The organism is Sphingomonas rustica (genome assembly GCF_039652585.1).
GTDB lineage: Bacteria > Pseudomonadota > Alphaproteobacteria > Sphingomonadales > Sphingomonadaceae > Sphingomonas > Sphingomonas rustica.
Window position 1 is genome coordinate 1 of sequence record NZ_JBDIZK010000003.1, and the last position, 15,709, is coordinate 15,709.

The window sequence follows — 15,709 nt, forward strand, 5'->3', positions numbered from 1 at the left end:
TCAGCGAATCGAGCAGACCACCCTGCTCAAAGGCGGCACTCGCCGCGCCGCCCGCCAGTAGCTGGTCGAGAAGCTCGTTCGGGATCGCAGGCTCTTTGCGTCGGGACATAGGGGATCTCCTTCCTAACCATTATGCCCGCCCGCACACGGAAATCCTGACAGGCCCACGGTGACAGCGAGTTTAAAATCCCCGGCGATCCTCATATACTGGCAAGATGCCGGACTAAGCCCGGAAAGTCCTTCCTGTAGAACCTCATGCCGATCTTGGTCGTACATCGAGATGTCGCTTTCCTTCACCCACAAGATGCGGGCAATCACCTCGATCACTGTGCCGGGCGGGAGCTGATCCTGACACAGGAAGCTCGCGTCTATGCGTTTCGATTTCGCCATTCCCGCCCCTACCGCAACTGCCGCTTCTCCAGCTTCCGCGCGAGTGTCCGCCGGTGCATCCCCAGCCGCCGCGCGGTCTCGGAGATGTTGAAGTCGGTCTCGACCAGGGTCTGGTGGATATGCTCCCATTCCACCGTCTTGATCGACGATTGCCGCCCGTCCACCGGCACCTCGACATTGCCCTCGCTGCGCGAGAAGGCCGCCTCGATATCGTCGGTGTTCGACGGCTTGGCGAGGTAATAGTCGGCGCCCAGCTTGATCGCCTCGACTGCGGTGGCGATGCTGGCGAAGCCGGTCAGCACGACGATCTTCATCGCATCGTCGATCGCGCGCAGCCGCGGCACGCAGACCAGGCCCGACGCATTGCCCAGCTTGAGATCGACCACCGCGAAATCGGGACTGTGCGTCGTCAGCAGCGCATCCAGTTCCTCGGGACTCGCCGCGGTGATCACCTGATAGCCGCGCCGCTCGAACGACCGGCGCAGCGTGCGCGCCAGATCGGCATCGTCCTCGACGATCACCAGCAGCTTCGTGTCGCTCATCGCTGCGTCTCCTTGCGATAGGCGAGGGCGGACAGCGGCAGGCGGATGCGCACCACCGCGCCACCTTCCTCGCGATTGGCCGCCGATGCGGTGCCGCCCAGCTTGCGCAGCACGTTGACCAGCAGGAAGATGCCGAGCCCGCCGCCCGGCTTGCCCTTGGTAGAGCGATAGGGCTTGCCGAAGGACTCGAGCATCTCCTGAGAGAAACCGGGCCCGCGGTCGGCGATCTCGAGGATCAGCGCATCTTCCTCGCGCGCGGCGGTGATGCCGACCCAGTTGGGCGAGACCTCGCCGGCATTGTCGACGACGTTGGCGATCACCTGGCGCAGCGCGGGGTCCGACACGATCGCGATATCCTCGCCGAACCGGTCCTCATAATGGACTGCGCCGGGCAGGCGGCTGGCGCTCCATTCGGTGACGATCGCGTTCAGGAAGCCGCGCATCGTCGTCACCTGGGGCGCGATCCCGCGCGCCTCGCCGGCCGAATTCAGGATGCCGCTGACGATCGTCTTGCAGCGCCTGACCGCCGCATCCATGTCGGCCAGGTCCTCCTGCAACTCGCGGTCGCCGGCCAGTCGCGGCATCGACTTCCAGTCGCCGATCAGCACCGACAGCGAGGACAGGGGCGTGCCCAGCTCGTGCGCCGCGCCCGAGGCGAGCAGGCCGATCCGGACGATATGGTCCTCCTCGATCGCGCGCTGGCGGATCGCGGCCAGCGAGGCGTCGCGGTCGCGCAGGTTGCGCGAGATGCGGGTGACGAACGCGACCAGCAGCACCGCGATCAGCGTCAGGCTGACGAAGCTGCCCAGCAGGTACAGGCCGAACACATCGTCGCGATAGGCAGGGGGCAGGGCAAGCGGGCGCGAGTCGATACTCAGCCAGCCCAGCGCGACCAGCGCCGCGCCCATCAGCAGCCACGAGGTCGCCGGCCGCAGCAGCACCGCGCCCATCACCACCTGCAACAGGAACAGCGAGGTGAAGGGATTGGTCGACCCACCCGTCCAGTAGAGCAGCCAGGCGAGCGCCGCCACGTCGAGCAGCAGCGCCGCGGTCAGCTCGCTGTTGGTCACCTCGCGCCGATGACGGACGAGCAACAGGCTGGCGAAGTTGAAAGCGACCAGCAGCGCGGGCGCGATCAGCAGCACCGGCAGCGACAGGCGGATGCCCATCAACCCGTGGACCAGTCCGATCGTCGCCAGCTGTCCGCCCACCGCGATCCAGCGCAGCTGGATGAGCAGGCTCATGTTGCGCCGGCCGGCGTCGGTATCGGGCAGGGCGGGCGTCACCGCCATCAGCCGCGCGCACCCCGTCGGTCGCCGCGCATGATCCACCACGCGCCCCAGGCCGACAGCAGCGCCATCACGAACCAGGTCAGCGCGTAGAGCAGGTGATTGTCGGAAAAGCGCACCACGGTAAGTCCTCCGACCGGTTGGCCGGGGGCGTTCATGGCACGATCCGCGTCGATGAAATAGGGTGCGGTCTTGTCCAGCCGCTGCGCCCGCGCGATCGCCGTGACGTCGCGCGAATACCAGTTGCCGGTGGCGGGATCGTTGCTGCGCAGGAACCCGCCCTCGGGCTCGGTGATGCGCAGCAGTCCGGTGACGCGCACCGTGCCGGCGGGACCGGCGGCCAGGCGGGGCCGGTCGGCCTGCGACACGAACCCGCGATTGACCAGGATGGCGGTGCCGTCGGCTGACATCAGCGGAGTCATCACCCAGTAGCCGGCGCCCAGATCGGATACCGCCCGGACCAGCGTTGTACGGTCGTACAGCAATCGACCGCTTGCCTCGACCCGGCGATAGGCATCGGCGCCGGCGGTGATCGTGGCCCAGCGATCCGGGCCCGGGGCGGGGACGGGATCGGTATGGATCCGCGTCTCGACAGCGGCGATCAGCTCGTGCTTCCACGCGCGGCGCTGGACCTGCCAGACCCCAAGCGCGAGGAACAGGGCGACGAGGAGCATCGCCGCCCCGGCCATCGCCATCCGCGCCGCCGGGCGGCGCGGGGGGCGCTGGCCGGTGTGGGTCACGGCATCTGGCTCATGTCGTGCGGCATGGGCATCATGTTGGTGTTGAGGTGGTACATGACCCATAGCGACCCGGAGAACATGATCACCACGATGATGATCGTGAACAGCAGCGCGGTCATCGTCCAGCCGCCCTCCGACTTCCCGTTCATGTGCAGGAAGTAGATCATGTGGACGACCATCTGCACGCCCGCGAACACCATGATGATCGCGGCGGTCACGCCGGGCTGAAGCGGCTGGGTCATCACCAGCCAGAACGGGATCGCCGTCAGCACCACCGACAGCAGGAAGCCGATGACATAGTCGCGCATCGAGCCATGCGGCTCGGTATCGGCCGTGTGAGGATCGTGGCTCATCGCAGCATTCCCATGAGGTAGACGAAGGTGAAGACGCCGATCCAGATGACGTCGAGGAAGTGCCAGAACAGGCTGAGGCACATCAGCCGGCGCTTGTTGGCCTGGATCAGCCCGCGGCGGCCGACCTGGACCATCAGCGTGATCAGCCAGATCGTGCCGAAGGTCACGTGCAGCCCGTGCGTGCCGACCAGCGTGAAGAAGGCCGACAGGAAAGCGCTGCGCTGCGGCGTCGCGCCTTCGTGGATCAGGTGCGCGAACTCGTAGAGCTCGATCGACAGGAAGGCGGCACCGAACAGGCCGGTGATCGCCAGCCAGATCAGCGTGGGCTTCACCTGACCGCGCTGCACCGCCAGCATGGCGAAGCCGTAGGTGATCGACGAGAACAGCAGCATCGCCGTGTTCAGCGCGACCAGCGGCAGGTCGAACAGGTCCCGGGGCGACGGGCCGGCGGCGTAGTTGCCGCCCAGCACGGCGTAGCAGGCGAACAGGATCGCGAAGATGAGGCAGTCGCTCATCAGGTAGATCCAGAAACCCAGCATCGTGCTGCCACCCTCGGGATGGTCATGCTCGTCCAGGTCGTAGAAGCGCAGCGGCTCGTCCGGCGCGCCGGCGGTGGCAAGCGTTGTCGTGCTCATCGGGTCAGGCTCCGGCGGCCGCGGCAGCGGAGAGCTGGCGGGTGCGCTTTTCCTCGGTCTCGATCACCGTCTCGACCGGGATGTGGAAGTCGCGCTTGTAGTTGAACGTATGGGCGATCGCGGTGCCGATGAGCGCGAGGAAGCTCGCGCCGACCAGCCACCAGATGTGCCACACCAGGGCGAAGCCGCACACCAGGCTGATGCCCGACAGGATCACGCCCGCGCCGGTGTTGCTCGGCATGTGGATCGCGCGGAAGCCCTTCAGCGGACGCTCGGCCTGACGGTCCTTCATGTCGTGCCAGGCGTCCAGCGAGTGGATGACCGGGGTGAACGCGAAATTATAGTCGGGCGGCGGCGACGAGGTCGCCCATTCCAGTGTGCGGCCGTTCCAAGGATCGCCGGTCTCGTCGCGCAGCTCCTCGCGGCGCCAGATGCTCACCGCGAACTGGATCAGCATCGCGCCGATGCCCACGGCGATGATCGCCGCGCCGATGCCCGCGATCACGAACCAGATCTGGAGCGAGGGATCGTCGAACACCCGCATGCGGCGCGTCACGCCCATCAGGCCCAGGATGTAGAGCGGCATGAACGCCACCCAGAAGCCCACGACCCAGCACCAGAACGAGATCTTGCCCCAGAACACGTCCAGCTTGAAGCCGAACGCCTTGGGCCACCAGTAGTTGATCGCCGCGAACAGGCCGAACAGCACGCCGCCGATGATCACGTTGTGGAAGTGCGCGATCAGGAACAGCGAATTGTGCAGCACGAAGTCGGCCGGCGGCACCGCCAGCAGCACGCCGGTCATCCCGCCCACCACGAAGGTGAGCATGAACGCGACCGTCCACATCATCGGCAGCTCGAACCGGATCCGGCCGCGATACATGGTGAACAGCCAGTTGAAGAGCTTCGCGCCCGTCGGGATCGAGATCACCATGGTGGTGATGCCGAAGAAGCTGTTGACGCTGGCGCCCGATCCCATGGTGAAGAAATGGTGCAGCCACACCAGGTAGCTCAGGATCGTGATGACGATCGTGGCGTAGACCATCGAGCTGTAGCCGAACAGCTTCTTGCCCGAGAAGGTCGAGGTGACCTCGGAGAAGACGCCGAACAGCGGCAGGATCAGGATGTAGACCTCGGGATGGCCCCAGATCCAGATCAGGTTCACGTACATCATCGGGCTGCCGCCGAAGTCGTTCGTGAAGAAGTTGGTGTGCGCGTAGCGGTCGAGGCCGAGCAGCGCGAGCACCGCGGTCAGCACCGGGAAGGACGCGACGATCAGCACGTTGGTGCACAGGCTGGTCCAGGTGAAGATCGGCATCTTCATCAGGCCCATGCCCGGCGCGCGCAGCTTCAGGATCGTCACGATCAGGTTGATGCCCGACAAGGTCGTGCCGACGCCCGCGATCTGCAGCGCCCATATATAGTAATCGACGCCGACGCTTGGACTGTAGGCGATTCCCGACAAGGGCGGGTAGGCCAGCCAGCCGGTCGCGGCGAACTCGCCGATGAACAGCGACGCCATGATCAGAACCGCGCCCGCGGTGGTCATCCAGAAGCTGAAATTGTTCAGGAACGGGAACGACACGTCGCGCGCGCCGATCTGGAGCGGGACGATATAGTTCATCAGCCCGGTGACCAGCGGCATCGCCACGAAGAAGATCATGATCACGCCGTGGGCGGTGAACACCTGGTCATAGTGATGCGCGGGCAGATAGCCTTCGGACCCGTTGAAGGCGAGCGCCTGCTGCAGCCGCATCATGATCGCGTCGGCAAAGCCGCGCAGCAGCATGATCAGGCCCAGGATCATGTACATGATCCCGATCTTCTTGTGGTCGACGGTGGTGAACCACTCCGTCCACAGATAGCCCCACAGGCGATATTTGGTCAGCAGCCCGACCACCGCGAGCCCGCCCAGGACGACACCCGCGAAGGTGGCGATCAGGATCGGCTCGTGGAACGGCAGCGCGGCGAAGGTCAGCTTGCCGAACAGGGCAGACTGGGCGACGGGTTCGGAGGACATCTGTATGTGCCTGTCAGGAGGCCGGGCGCGACGAAGCCGGGGCTTCGTTGGCGGCGGTAAGGGACGGGGTGGGGGTCGGCTTCGGCGCGGACGCGCCGCGTTTCAGGCCGACGCCGGTCAGCGGCGCCTGGTCGACCGGACGCGGATCGGTCAGCGCGACCATGTTCTGAACCCCCTGCGGGGTGGCGCACAATGCCGCGATATAGGCGCGCGACATCGGCGCGTCGGTGCCGCGGCCGCCATGCTTGTCATAGGACAGCCTCTGCATGACCTGGGCGCTGGCGATGCCCATGCCGCCGCGCGCGTCGATGCTCATCATCTCGTTCATGCACATCTTGCGCGGGTCGACGCACATGTTGACGACCATGTCGAACAGGCCGGGCTCGACCGAGGCGAAGCGGCGCGCCGGCTCCTTCTCGCTCGGGCGTTCCAGCTGAAGGTAATTGGCGCGGTCCAGCGCGCCGCCCTGCTGCTGTGCCTTGGCGCCGGCGACCCAGGCGTCGAACTGGTCGGCGGGCAGGCCGGTGACCTTGAAGCGCATGTTGGAGAAGCCGGCGCCGCTATAGTTGGACGACAGCCCCTGATATTCGCCGGGATTGTTCAGCACGGCGTGCAGCTTCGTCTCCATGCCCGGCATGGCATAGATCTGCCCCGCGAGCGCCGGGATGTAGAAGGAGTTCATCACCGACGAGGCGGAGATGCGGAAGCGGACCTGGCGATCGACGGGCAGCGCCAGTTCGTTGACCGTCGCGATGCCCTGCTCGGGATAGATGAACAGCCATTTCCAGTCGAGCGCGACGACCTGCACCTCCAGCGGCTTGTCGGCCGCGGCGATCGCCTTGCCCGGCGCGGTCCGCGCCAGCGGGCGATAGGGATCGAGCAGGTGCGTGCCGACCCAGGTCAGCGCGCCCAGGCAAATGATGATCAGCAGCGGCGCGCCCCAGATGACCAGCTCGAGCTGCGTCGAGTGATCCCAGTCCGGCTCGTAACGCGCCTCGCGGTTCGCGGCGCGATACCGCCACGCGAACAGGATGGTCAGCGCCATCACCGGCAGGATGATGATCAGCATCAGCCCGGTCGACGCAAGCACGAGATTGCCCTGCTGGCGCGCGACGTCGCCGGCGGGGTCGAGGACCACCAGGCTGCTGCATCCGCCGATCAGCGGAAGCGCAAGGAGGGCCAAGGAGAGCCGGGCTAGCCGCCGGATCGGTCGATGGGTCTGCTGCATGGTGCGCGCCTACGCCCGCTGGGCGGAACCGCCCATAGGACATTTTGTCCAATCCCCTTTGCATCCAACCTTGGTCACAAGCGTATGTTCCCTTGGTGCGTCCGGCGCCGGGATCCGCTATGCGTTCATATCACATGAGCCGCTGCGGGAAACGGATAACGTGGTGCAAGGCCGATCATGACGACGAAGACCGCCGAAGAAGATGTCCGCACGCTGCACGCCAAGGATGGCGGGCATGAAGTGACGCCGGGCGAGATCGCAATCGGCGTGATCGTCGGCCGGACGTCCGAATTCTTCGACTTCTTCGTCTATGCGATCGCCTCGGTGCTGGTCTTTCCGAAGCTGATCTTTCCCAATGTCTCGCCGCTGACCGGCACGCTCTATTCCTTTGCGATCTTCGCGCTCGCCTTCCTTGCCCGGCCGTTCGGCACCTTCGTCTTCACCGCGATCGACCGCGCCTATGGCCGCGGCGCGAAGCTGACGATCGCGCTGTTCCTGCTCGGCGGCTCGACCGCGGCGATCGCCTTCGTCCCCGGATACGAGACGATCGGCATCGGCGCTGCGGTGCTGCTGGCGCTGTTCCGCATGGGCCAGGGCTTCGCACTGGGCGGCACGTGGGACGGCCTGTCCTCGCTGCTGGCCGTCCATGCGCCCGACAATCGCCGCGGCTGGTGGGCGATGCTGCCCCAGCTCGGTGCGCCGCTCGGCCTGATCGTCGCCAGCCTGTTGTTCACCTTCCTCGTCTCGACGCTTCCGGCGGAGGATTTCCTCAGCTGGGGCTGGCGCTATCCCTTCTTCGTCGCCTTCGCGATCAACGTCGTGGCGCTGTTCGCCCGGCTGCGCATCGTCGTGACCGAGGCGTACAGCCAGTCGTTCGAACATCGCGAGCTCGAGCCCAGCCCGATCCTCGAGACGGTGCGCACCGGCTGGCGCACGATCGCGATGGGCGCCTTCGCCCCGCTCGCCAGCTTCGCGCTGTTCCACATGGTCACCGTGTTTCCGCTGTCCTGGGTGTTCCTCTACACCGACGAAAGCCCGGTCCGCTTCCTGCTGATCGAGGCGGTGGCGGCGGTGTTCGGCATCGGTGCGATCATCGCCTCGGGCTATCTCGCCGACCGCTACGGCCGCCGCACGATGCTGGGCGCCTGCGCCGTTGGCATCGCGATGTTCAGCGGTTTCGCGCCGCAGCTGCTCGATGCGGGCGGCGTGGGCGAGACGATCTTCATGATCCTCGGCTTCATCCTGCTCGGCCTGTCGTTCGGCCAGTCCTCGGGCACGCTGTCGGCCACCTTCGATCCGCGCCACCGCTATACCGGATCGGCGCTGACCTCGGATCTCGCCTGGCTGTTCGGCGCTGGCTTCGCGCCGCTGGTCGCCCTGTACCTGTCGACTCATTTCGGCCTGCTCGCCTCGGGCGCCTATCTCCTGTCGGGTGCGCTCGCGACCCTGGTCGCGCTCGGCCTCAACCGCGAGCTTGCGAAGAACTCGGCGAAGTAACCGCGCCGGCGCCATCGCCGGCGATCCCGAACGTCCACCCCTCGGTCCGCGCCAGTTCTGGCGTCAGGCCGGGGGGCGACCACAGCGCCGCCCGCCCGCTTACCTGGCGCAGCCACGCGGCGCTGAGCACCGCATCGGTGGCATGATCGTCATAGCGCGCCAGCGGATCGTGCGGCGCCGATCCCAGCGCCGCCAGCATCCGGTCCAGCGTTTCGCCGTCGCGGATCTTCGACAGGCCCCGGCGCATGCCCGCCGTCCGCGCCGCCAGCGTGGTATAGATCTCGACGATCACCGGTCCCGTTTCCGGCACCGGGTCGAACGGCCAGACGGGCACCCGCCCGCCAAGCCGGTGCAGCACGCGCATCCCCGTCAGGCTCGACTTGCCGACCTGCGCCGCGCCGACCAGGTTGAAGCAGCTATAGGGCAGCAACCCCGCCGCCGCCTGGCCATGCTCGCACACCCGGAACCGCCCGCGCCCGCCGGGGAACAGGTCGCCGCAATCGCGCTGCTGCCGGAAATGCCGCCGCGCCTCGGGATCGGCGAGGAAGCCGGACGCGCCCAGAAACGGATCGCGCTCGCACATCCCGTCGACCAGCGCCCACAAGTCCCGCGCATCGGCCGGGCTCCGGTCCCATCCCGGAAAATAGCCGCCCGCATCGGCAAAGGGGAACGCCATCGACAGATCCAGCCCGACCAGCGCCCGCTGGCCCGTCTCCGCCAGTCCCTCGATCCAGGCAAGGATCCCTTCCCGGGACCAGCCGCGCTCCGCCTCGACCAGCACCGGCGCCGCCTCTCCCGGACCGCACCGCGCCACCGCCAACCCCCTGGGCCGCTCGACCGCCTGGCCCGACCAGTCGATCGCGATGAAGCTGGCAAAGGCGGGGGCGGGGTTCATGGCGGGACTGCGCAAATGGGAGTAGCGGCCTGATTTCGCAATTTTTTCGAATAGCTTCTGGCGCATGTCCACCTTCGCTCAACCGGCGAAGGTCTTCAACAGCTGCAACGTATGCTCTCCGACGGCAGCGGAAATCGGTGCGGACGCCAATCAGCGATGCCATTCAAATCACCAGCGGACGCTTCGCACCTGCCCGGAAGGTGCATTCGGCGTGTAACGGCGGCCGGATACGGGGCTACAATAAGCCTGGCCAAGCAGCATTCTGCCCGGAAATTTCCTGCAGTTCCCTACCCTATTGCGCCTTGGTTGAAAAGGGTATATCTATTGGGTATGAGCGAGCTGGAAAAGATATTGGCGGCGCGTGCCAAAATTGCCGAGCAGCGGAAGCAGCTCGACTTAGAGGATAAAGAGTATGAGACCGCGGAAAGGGTATTGCGCAAAATTGCAGGGACGCATCCAGCCGAGCCGGCGCGAGGTATGAAATCCCTCCGTCTACGCGGTGGAACAGGTCTTCCGACTAATTTCCGTAATGTCATAGACGGAATAAGGAAGTACGGTGGTCTCGCTGAGAGGTCAGACGTTCTTTCTTACATAAATGCACGCCGTGCTGAGCCTCTTGCTGAGCCTTCTTATGCTGCTCGCATTAGTAAGATGGTCAAAGCTGGACTAATCGAGCGTGACGGGAGCAAGCTCCGAGATCTCACAGGAAGGAAGGCGGCCAATGTGATATAGAAAGTAAAACGGGCGATCCGAAGACCGCCCATTTCACATTGTAGCCGACCATGCGACTGCAACGATAGCATGTGTTTTGTGGCACGGTCCGGCTGAAAAATCAAGGGAGGATGGACATGCGGCTTCGCATTCCACCATTGCCGGATCACGTCCGGATTAGACGTAAGAAAATAGTTAGGCCATATATCAGGCCCCACCAGCGTCGCTGATGGTTGCCTGCTACCTACCATGCCGGGGACCACCGTAATGGTTCCCGGCCTTGCCTGTCTACCCTATCCGCTAAGCCTTTGCGTGGTGCGCATCTAAACAGCAGTTCCGGGCGTGAGCACATCGCCTTCCTGAAGGCCGCTCCGCCATCCCAGCCGCGGTCCGCTGCGCCTTCTTCGCCAGGTCCCACCAGCGGCGCTGCAGATACACCTCCACCCGGTCCCGCGCCCGGCCATAACGTACCAGCACGCCGGGCCAGCCCTCATAATGCGGTGTCTGCCAGAAGGTCTCGGGGTCGGTCTCCATCAACACTGCCTTGTCGTCATGCCCGACCGGCAGGTGAAAGCTGTCGGCCTCGCGCGACGGCGACGCGATCGGCTTGCCGTTCAGCTTGGGGCAGGGGGTGCCGTAATAGCGCTCCATCCGCACCTCGGGCAGCGCGCAGGCGAACGCGACGACATCGTCCCAGTCTTCCATCCGGCCCTCCCGCTGCGGGACGCCGTCCCCGCCGCGTCAGTGTCGCGATTGCCCGGATCGGGTCAATCCCGGGCCTGGCCGGGGGAGGCGGGGACCGGGGACGATCGACAGGCCTCGGTCACGCGTCGACCCTTGTCGCAAAGGTCATCTCGACTTCGCCGTCGACCAGTTCGGGCACGCGCGCCCGGATCGCCTTCATATGCGGCTGTTCGAAATGGGCATCGAAATCGCTCCGCGACGCCCAGCGCTCATAGAGCAGCCATGTGTCGGGCGAGTCGACCTCGCGATGCAGCATATAGTCGAGCGATCCAGTCTCGGCGCGGGTCGGCGCCACAAGCGCGCGGAGGGCGATCTCCAGCGCCTCGGCCCGGCCCGGCCGGGCCTTCAGGCGCGCGAATACGATCAGTTCGGACATGATGGTCTCCTGGTGATGCGGCCCGGGCGCCGATGGGCGGGGATGTCCCGGCCCGGGGTTTCAGACGGTCCGGACGGTCCCGCCGTCGATGACGAACTCCGCGCCGTGGATCGCAGCGGCGCGATCGGAGGCGAGATAGGCGATCAGGTCGGCAACCTCGTGCGGTTCGGCCCCGCGCCCGATCGAAATGCCGCCCAGAGTGTCGAGGACGATCTGCCGAGCGTCCTCGATCGTTCCGCCATTCGCTGCCTGCAGGCGTTTCAGGAACGCGTCCGTAGACTCGGTCATGATCCAGCCGGGGGAAACGGCGTTGACCCGCACGCCCTTCGGACCCAACTCCTTCGAGATCGACTTGCTGTAGGTCCTGAGCGCGGCCTTGGCGGCGGCATAGCCGGTCGTCGATTCAGGCAGTGGCAGGATCGCCTGGATCGACGTCACGTGCACCACCGTGCCGGCACCGCGTTCGATCATCTGCGGAATGAGCAGCCGATCCAGCCGGACCGTCGCCGGAAGATTCAGGTTGAGTTCGGCCAGCCAGTGATCGTCCGTCAGCGCGACGAAGCCGCCACCCGGCGAGGACGACCCGCCGATCACATGTGCCAGGATATCGACCCCGCCCATCTGTTCCAGCGCCGCTTTCGCGAAGGCTTCGCCGCCCTCGGGCGTCGTCAGGTCGCTCTGCACGAACGTGACGCCGTCGATCGGCTCGGCCGGCCCGCGCGCAGCGGTGATGACCTGCGCGCCGCCGGCCACGAAGCGCTCGACGGTAGCGCGCCCCAGACCCTTTGTGCCGCCGCTGACGAGCACCCGCTTTCCGGCGAATTCGCCCGGATCGATGGCCGCGCTCATGCCGTGATCTCCACCGCGCGGATCGCGTCGTTTCCGAGCGTGAACCGATAGGTGAAGCGCAGCGGGCTGCCCGGGAAATCGCCGTGCGCCGGCCCCTCGACCACCAGCTGATCCTTCTCCTGCCGAACGCTGTCCGGCGTAAAGATCGCCTTCACGGGGATCACCGCCTCCTCGAACAGCTTCCGGATTCCGGCGCGGCCCTCGAACCGCTGGCCATTGTCCAGAATGAATGCGTCCGGGCTGAAGGGCTCCAGCATCCCCTGCAGGTCGAGACGGGCGTTCGCCGCGACATAGTCGGCGACGGGCTTTGGTAATGTGATCGACATTGCTTGGCTCCTTGAAGGGACGAAGCAGATCTAGCGATTCCGATTACTCCCGATAATCGGGTCAAAGCGGTATGTGATGTTGCGAAAAGCGGGATAATGTCGAAGCGTAGCTTGCAATCGTCACCCGTGTAGGACGTCGGCTTGCTGGCCGTCGCGGGGACACCTAGTCTTGGCCGGCATTCGAAACGAGGTGTCGATGGATCCGATCGCTTCCCGTCAACGCCTCACGGTCCTTCTCCGCGTCGTGAAATGGCTATTGATGGGCGGAGCGGCGCTGTTCCTGCTCGCGGCGGCCCTGCTGTGCATCAGCGGGGCCAGCGACGATCTGCGCCAGAGCGACGTCGCCGTGGTGCTCGGCAATGCGGTATCCCGGGACGGAAGCCCGTCGCCGCGGCTGGCCGCCAGGCTCGATGCGGCGGTGACGGTGTGGGTCGACCGCCGGGTGGGGGCGATCATCGTCAGCGGCGGCGTCGACCGCAACGGCACCGACGAGGCTGCGGCGATGCGGCGCTACCTCGTCGCTCGCAGGGTCCCGGATGCTGCGATCGTCGTCGATCCCAAGGGCGCGACCACCTGGGAGACCGCGCGCAACACCGCCGCCATCATGCGCGCCCGGAACTGGCGCACGGTGATGGTGATCAGCCAGTATTTCCACATCCCCCGAACCCGCCTGGCGCTCGCCCGGTTCGGTGTCGAAGACGCCAGGTCGGCGCATCCGGCCTACCTCGAATCGCGCGACCTCTACTCGATCGCGCGCGAGGTGATCGGCTATCCGGCCTATTGGTTCAGGGATCCGACGGCGTGACGTGAGCCTGCGACTGTCCGTTTCGAGCCGGAACCTGTCCCATCGCCGCACCCGGCGTGCTCATCCTCAAATGGGCATTGCAGCATCATATTCCCGGCGCGATCAATATTCCGCTCGACCGGGGTCGGGGACCTGCCGCGCGACCGACGCCAGAGCATGTTCCATTGCAAGTCGGCGGTGCGCATTGCTGGCAATGCGGCGCAACGGTGCAGATCATCGCCGGCACGCGGGTGTTGATCGGAATGCTCCTCGGCCTTTTCGTCGCCCCAGGCTTTTTCGCCTTGCCGGCGTTGGTCGGCGCGGGGCTGATGTTCACCGGCGTTACGGGATGGTGCGGCATGGCTAACCTGCTTCGCGTCATGTCTTGAACGGCGGCGCGGCTGACTTGAACAATCATGGGCCGTCCTCGCCACGCTCTTAACAGGTGGCGTGATCTGTCTGATTCTCGGCCCGTCGGCGGGGGGATTGGTCCTCGCTGTCCGTTGCTCGATGTCGTCAGAGTCTGGCCTCCACACGTCGCGATCTGACCTGCGGCGTACGGCCTGATCGACGCGCTTATCGGCCTGATCGGTCACGCTCGGGCGCTTGACGCCGTTCGGGTGTGTTTTGCTGGCGATGTCCTGAAGTCGAGTCTTCCCGGTTCCAGTCGCCTGTTGGCGAGGTGCGACTGCGCATCCGAACCGGATCGAGCCCGCGGCGCATTCCCGCCGCGCTGTGGATCGACCAGCCCCGCCTTTGCCACCATTCGCCTCGCCGACGGACCGTTCGCGGCTCGAATGCGTCAAGAGGGGCGGAGCCAAAAAGGAGACACGCATGCAAAAATTTCGTTCGATTTCAGTCTTCGCATTCGCCCTGACGATGTTTCCCGCAGGCGCGGCGCTTGCGCAGGATGCTGCCCCCGCACCGGCTCAGGCAGCCCCGGCACCCGCGCAGGTTGCCGCCGCGCCTGCCGTCGGCGCCACGGTCTATGACAATCAGGGCCTGGAAATCGGCAAGATCGAAAGCGTCGCGGACGGAAACGCCGTCGTGTTCACGGGGACCAACCGCGCCTCGATCCCGCTGTCGAAATTCGGTGCCAGTCCCAAGGGTCCGACGCTCGCGCTGACCAAGGCCGAACTTGACGCGGCGGCAGCCCAGGCTGCGGCGGCGGGAGCCGAGCAACTCCGGGCTCAGTTGAAGCCGGGAACGCAGGTCCATGGATCGGCGGGCGCCGTTCTCGCCACGGTGAAGGCGCTGGACGGTGACAATGTCGTGCTGACCGCCGGCAGCCGCGAGGTCCGGGTGCCGATCAACGGGTTCGGCATCAACGCCCAGGGCGTCTTCATCAACATGAGCCAGGCCCAGTTCGACGCCGCAGTCGCATCGAGCGCCCCAGCGGGCCGGTGCCGCCTTGAAAATCGCTCTTTCGCGATTTTCCAAACAGTCTCTAAGCGAGGTGGGATGGGCGGCGTCATCGCGGTCCATCCGCTTCGCCTTTCGCGAAGGGCAGATCGACACCGACGGGGGCGTGCCGATAAATGAGCAGCCGGCTGCCGGTGCCATGGTCTCGATCAGATCATCTGCTCCGCCTCGACCGCGAAGCGCTGCCCAGGCACGATGCGCAGGCCAAGCCCCTGCGCCGTCGCCGCCAGTGCGGCAGCGCCGCCGCCATCGGCCTCGCCGCAATCGTCGCCTGGTGGTTGTGAGTCTCAGCCCTGGCCAGGCACATCTACCCGGATGGGATCCGACCAGATCTTTCCGCCAAACATGTTGCCGCCGTCCAGCGCGAAGCACAGGCCGCCCTTCGCCGAAGCGGCGGGGATCATCTGCAAGCGGCTATCGATGGTCTTGGCCAGTCGGTCGTCGAACGTCGCTATGTACGAAGCGCCTGCGGCCGAGCCGCGGGCGTCCTGTGCCTTTCGTACCCGCTGAGCGTCCGTGAAATAGCCGTCGCCTTGGCTGACCACCTCTCGCGTGGCCGCATCGCGATCATCGCATGCAAACAGCGTCGCCACGATGAAGCCCGCTTTCAAACGTGTGCGCAGATTGGCCAGGTCTTCCGGAGTCGAGAAGGTGACAACGATCTGCCGACCCGAAGCGACCGCTTCCACACCCTGGACCTTGACCCCTTGAATATGGTGTCGCGGAAGGATCAGCCACCATCCGGCCACCGCCAACACCGTGAGGTCCAGCAGCGTCACTGCCACGATGCGGGTGGTGCTATCCAAGACTCCGCTCTCCCAGCAGCGCCCGCTCGCTCATCCTGCCAGGGACCGCCATGCAACCGGCATATGGAGTTTCCTCGCGAACCGGTTCAGCATGACAATCCG

The 15,709-nt window shown here is 65.8% G+C and carries 18 protein-coding genes; 5 read left to right on the top strand and 13 right to left on the bottom strand.

Annotation, left to right across the window (positions count from 1 at the left end):
• Nucleotides 1-398 precede the first annotated feature (398 nt).
• From TPR58_RS05585 to cyoA, 7 genes are read right to left on the bottom strand one after another with little or no spacing between them, the layout of a single operon-like run.
• Nucleotides 399-932 (bottom strand): response regulator transcription factor, encoded by a 534-nt coding sequence (locus TPR58_RS05585; RefSeq protein ID WP_346245641.1) that lies wholly within the window; start codon nucleotides 930-932, stop codon nucleotides 399-401.
• The gene (locus TPR58_RS05590) at nucleotides 929-2,224 is read right to left on the bottom strand and encodes an ATP-binding protein (protein WP_346245642.1); all 1,296 of its coding nucleotides are present in this window, start codon (nucleotides 2,222-2,224) and stop codon (nucleotides 929-931) included. The genes TPR58_RS05585 and TPR58_RS05590 overlap by 4 nt, the downstream gene beginning before the upstream one ends.
• Nucleotides 2,224-2,916 (bottom strand): SURF1 family protein, encoded by a 693-nt coding sequence (locus TPR58_RS05595; protein ID WP_428835700.1) that lies wholly within the window; start codon nucleotides 2,914-2,916, stop codon nucleotides 2,224-2,226. Before TPR58_RS05595 ends, TPR58_RS05590 begins: the two co-directional genes overlap by 1 nt.
• Nucleotides 2,917-2,957: 41 nt before the next feature.
• Nucleotides 2,958-3,314 (bottom strand): cytochrome o ubiquinol oxidase subunit IV, encoded by a 357-nt coding sequence (cyoD, locus tag TPR58_RS05600; protein WP_346245644.1) that lies wholly within the window; start codon nucleotides 3,312-3,314, stop codon nucleotides 2,958-2,960.
• Complete coding sequence (gene cyoC / locus TPR58_RS05605) at nucleotides 3,311-3,949, bottom strand: cytochrome o ubiquinol oxidase subunit III (protein ID WP_346245645.1); 639 nt, start codon at nucleotides 3,947-3,949, stop codon at nucleotides 3,311-3,313. Before cyoC ends, cyoD begins: the two co-directional genes overlap by 4 nt.
• Before the next feature lie 4 nt (nucleotides 3,950-3,953).
• Nucleotides 3,954-5,969, bottom strand: a complete 2,016-nt coding sequence (cyoB, locus tag TPR58_RS05610; protein WP_346245646.1) for a cytochrome o ubiquinol oxidase subunit I — start codon at nucleotides 5,967-5,969, stop codon at nucleotides 3,954-3,956.
• A gap of 13 nt (nucleotides 5,970-5,982) precedes the next feature.
• Complete coding sequence (gene cyoA, locus TPR58_RS05615) at nucleotides 5,983-7,197, bottom strand: ubiquinol oxidase subunit II (RefSeq protein WP_346245647.1); 1,215 nt, start codon at nucleotides 7,195-7,197, stop codon at nucleotides 5,983-5,985.
• 177 nt (nucleotides 7,198-7,374) lie between these two features.
• On the opposite strand from cyoA, the gene TPR58_RS05620 reads away from it, so the two are divergent.
• The gene (locus TPR58_RS05620; RefSeq protein ID WP_346245648.1) at nucleotides 7,375-8,694 is read left to right on the top strand and encodes an MFS transporter; all 1,320 of its coding nucleotides are present in this window, start codon (nucleotides 7,375-7,377) and stop codon (nucleotides 8,692-8,694) included.
• On the opposite strand, the gene TPR58_RS05625 is transcribed toward TPR58_RS05620, so the two are convergent.
• The 5 genes from TPR58_RS05625 to TPR58_RS05645 form a co-directional block, all read right to left on the bottom strand.
• Entirely contained in the window at nucleotides 8,660-9,589 is a 930-nt protein-coding gene (locus TPR58_RS05625) for a hypothetical protein (protein ID WP_346245649.1), read from the bottom strand. The two genes, TPR58_RS05620 and TPR58_RS05625, sit on opposite strands and share 35 nt — an antisense overlap.
• A gap of 1,011 nt (nucleotides 9,590-10,600) precedes the next feature.
• Nucleotides 10,601-11,005 (bottom strand): hypothetical protein, encoded by a 405-nt coding sequence (locus TPR58_RS05630; RefSeq protein ID WP_346245650.1) that lies wholly within the window; start codon nucleotides 11,003-11,005, stop codon nucleotides 10,601-10,603.
• A 118-nt stretch (nucleotides 11,006-11,123) separates the two neighbouring features.
• On the bottom strand, nucleotides 11,124-11,420 hold the full coding sequence (locus tag TPR58_RS05635) for a putative quinol monooxygenase (RefSeq protein WP_346245651.1): 297 nt from the start codon (nucleotides 11,418-11,420) through the stop codon (nucleotides 11,124-11,126).
• 60 nt (nucleotides 11,421-11,480) lie between these two features.
• Nucleotides 11,481-12,269 carry an SDR family oxidoreductase gene (locus tag TPR58_RS05640; protein ID WP_346245652.1) on the bottom strand — a complete coding sequence of 263 codons (789 nt, stop codon included), beginning with the start codon at nucleotides 12,267-12,269 and terminating at the stop codon, nucleotides 11,481-11,483.
• Complete coding sequence (locus TPR58_RS05645) at nucleotides 12,266-12,595, bottom strand: nuclear transport factor 2 family protein (RefSeq protein ID WP_346245653.1); 330 nt, start codon at nucleotides 12,593-12,595, stop codon at nucleotides 12,266-12,268. Before TPR58_RS05645 ends, TPR58_RS05640 begins: the two co-directional genes overlap by 4 nt.
• Nucleotides 12,596-12,791: 196 nt before the next feature.
• Between TPR58_RS05645 and TPR58_RS05650 the strand changes: the two genes are divergently transcribed.
• The 4 genes from TPR58_RS05650 to TPR58_RS05665 all read left to right on the top strand — a co-directional run bounded on the left by TPR58_RS05650 (nucleotide 12,792) and on the right by TPR58_RS05665 (nucleotide 15,085).
• Nucleotides 12,792-13,400, top strand: coding sequence for a YdcF family protein (locus TPR58_RS05650; RefSeq protein ID WP_346245654.1), 609 nt, complete (start codon nucleotides 12,792-12,794; stop codon nucleotides 13,398-13,400).
• A 56-nt stretch (nucleotides 13,401-13,456) separates the two neighbouring features.
• Entirely contained in the window at nucleotides 13,457-13,768 is a 312-nt protein-coding gene (locus TPR58_RS05655; RefSeq protein WP_346245655.1) for a rhodanese family protein, read from the top strand.
• Nucleotides 13,769-14,213: 445 nt separating this feature from the next.
• The gene (locus TPR58_RS05660; protein WP_346245656.1) at nucleotides 14,214-14,921 is read left to right on the top strand and encodes a hypothetical protein; all 708 of its coding nucleotides are present in this window, start codon (nucleotides 14,214-14,216) and stop codon (nucleotides 14,919-14,921) included.
• Nucleotides 14,918-15,085 (top strand): hypothetical protein, encoded by a 168-nt coding sequence (locus tag TPR58_RS05665; RefSeq protein WP_346245657.1) that lies wholly within the window; start codon nucleotides 14,918-14,920, stop codon nucleotides 15,083-15,085. The genes TPR58_RS05660 and TPR58_RS05665 overlap by 4 nt, the downstream gene beginning before the upstream one ends.
• 3 nt (nucleotides 15,086-15,088) lie before the next feature.
• On the opposite strand, the gene TPR58_RS05670 is transcribed toward TPR58_RS05665, so the two are convergent.
• Complete coding sequence (locus TPR58_RS05670; RefSeq protein WP_346245658.1) at nucleotides 15,089-15,607, bottom strand: hypothetical protein; 519 nt, start codon at nucleotides 15,605-15,607, stop codon at nucleotides 15,089-15,091.
• Between the last annotated feature and the right edge of the window lie 102 nt (nucleotides 15,608-15,709).

Bases quoted from the DNA above. Each gene is read 5' to 3' on its own strand.
- TPR58_RS05585 (WP_346245641.1), bottom strand. From the start codon at position 932: ATGAGCGACACGAAGCTGCTGGTGATCGTCGAGGACGATGCCGATCTG.
- TPR58_RS05590 (WP_346245642.1), bottom strand. From the start codon at position 2,224: ATGGCGGTGACGCCCGCCCTGCCCGATACCGACGCCGGCCGGCGCAAC.
- TPR58_RS05595 (WP_428835700.1), bottom strand. From the start codon at position 2,916: ATGGCGATGGCCGGGGCGGCGATGCTCCTCGTCGCCCTGTTCCTCGCG.
- cyoD (WP_346245644.1), bottom strand. From the start codon at position 3,314: ATGAGCCACGATCCTCACACGGCCGATACCGAGCCGCATGGCTCGATG.
- cyoC (WP_346245645.1), bottom strand. From the start codon at position 3,949: ATGAGCACGACAACGCTTGCCACCGCCGGCGCGCCGGACGAGCCGCTG.
- cyoB (WP_346245646.1), bottom strand. From the start codon at position 5,969: ATGTCCTCCGAACCCGTCGCCCAGTCTGCCCTGTTCGGCAAGCTGACC.
- cyoA (WP_346245647.1), bottom strand. From the start codon at position 7,197: ATGCAGCAGACCCATCGACCGATCCGGCGGCTAGCCCGGCTCTCCTTG.
- TPR58_RS05620 (WP_346245648.1), top strand. From the start codon at position 7,375: ATGACGACGAAGACCGCCGAAGAAGATGTCCGCACGCTGCACGCCAAG.
- TPR58_RS05625 (WP_346245649.1), bottom strand. From the start codon at position 9,589: ATGAACCCCGCCCCCGCCTTTGCCAGCTTCATCGCGATCGACTGGTCG.
- TPR58_RS05630 (WP_346245650.1), bottom strand. From the start codon at position 11,005: ATGGAAGACTGGGACGATGTCGTCGCGTTCGCCTGCGCGCTGCCCGAG.
- TPR58_RS05635 (WP_346245651.1), bottom strand. From the start codon at position 11,420: ATGTCCGAACTGATCGTATTCGCGCGCCTGAAGGCCCGGCCGGGCCGG.
- TPR58_RS05640 (WP_346245652.1), bottom strand. From the start codon at position 12,269: ATGAGCGCGGCCATCGATCCGGGCGAATTCGCCGGAAAGCGGGTGCTC.
- TPR58_RS05645 (WP_346245653.1), bottom strand. From the start codon at position 12,595: ATGTCGATCACATTACCAAAGCCCGTCGCCGACTATGTCGCGGCGAAC.
- TPR58_RS05650 (WP_346245654.1), top strand. From the start codon at position 12,792: ATGGATCCGATCGCTTCCCGTCAACGCCTCACGGTCCTTCTCCGCGTC.
- TPR58_RS05660 (WP_346245656.1), top strand. From the start codon at position 14,214: ATGCAAAAATTTCGTTCGATTTCAGTCTTCGCATTCGCCCTGACGATG.
- TPR58_RS05665 (WP_346245657.1), top strand. From the start codon at position 14,918: ATGAGCAGCCGGCTGCCGGTGCCATGGTCTCGATCAGATCATCTGCTC.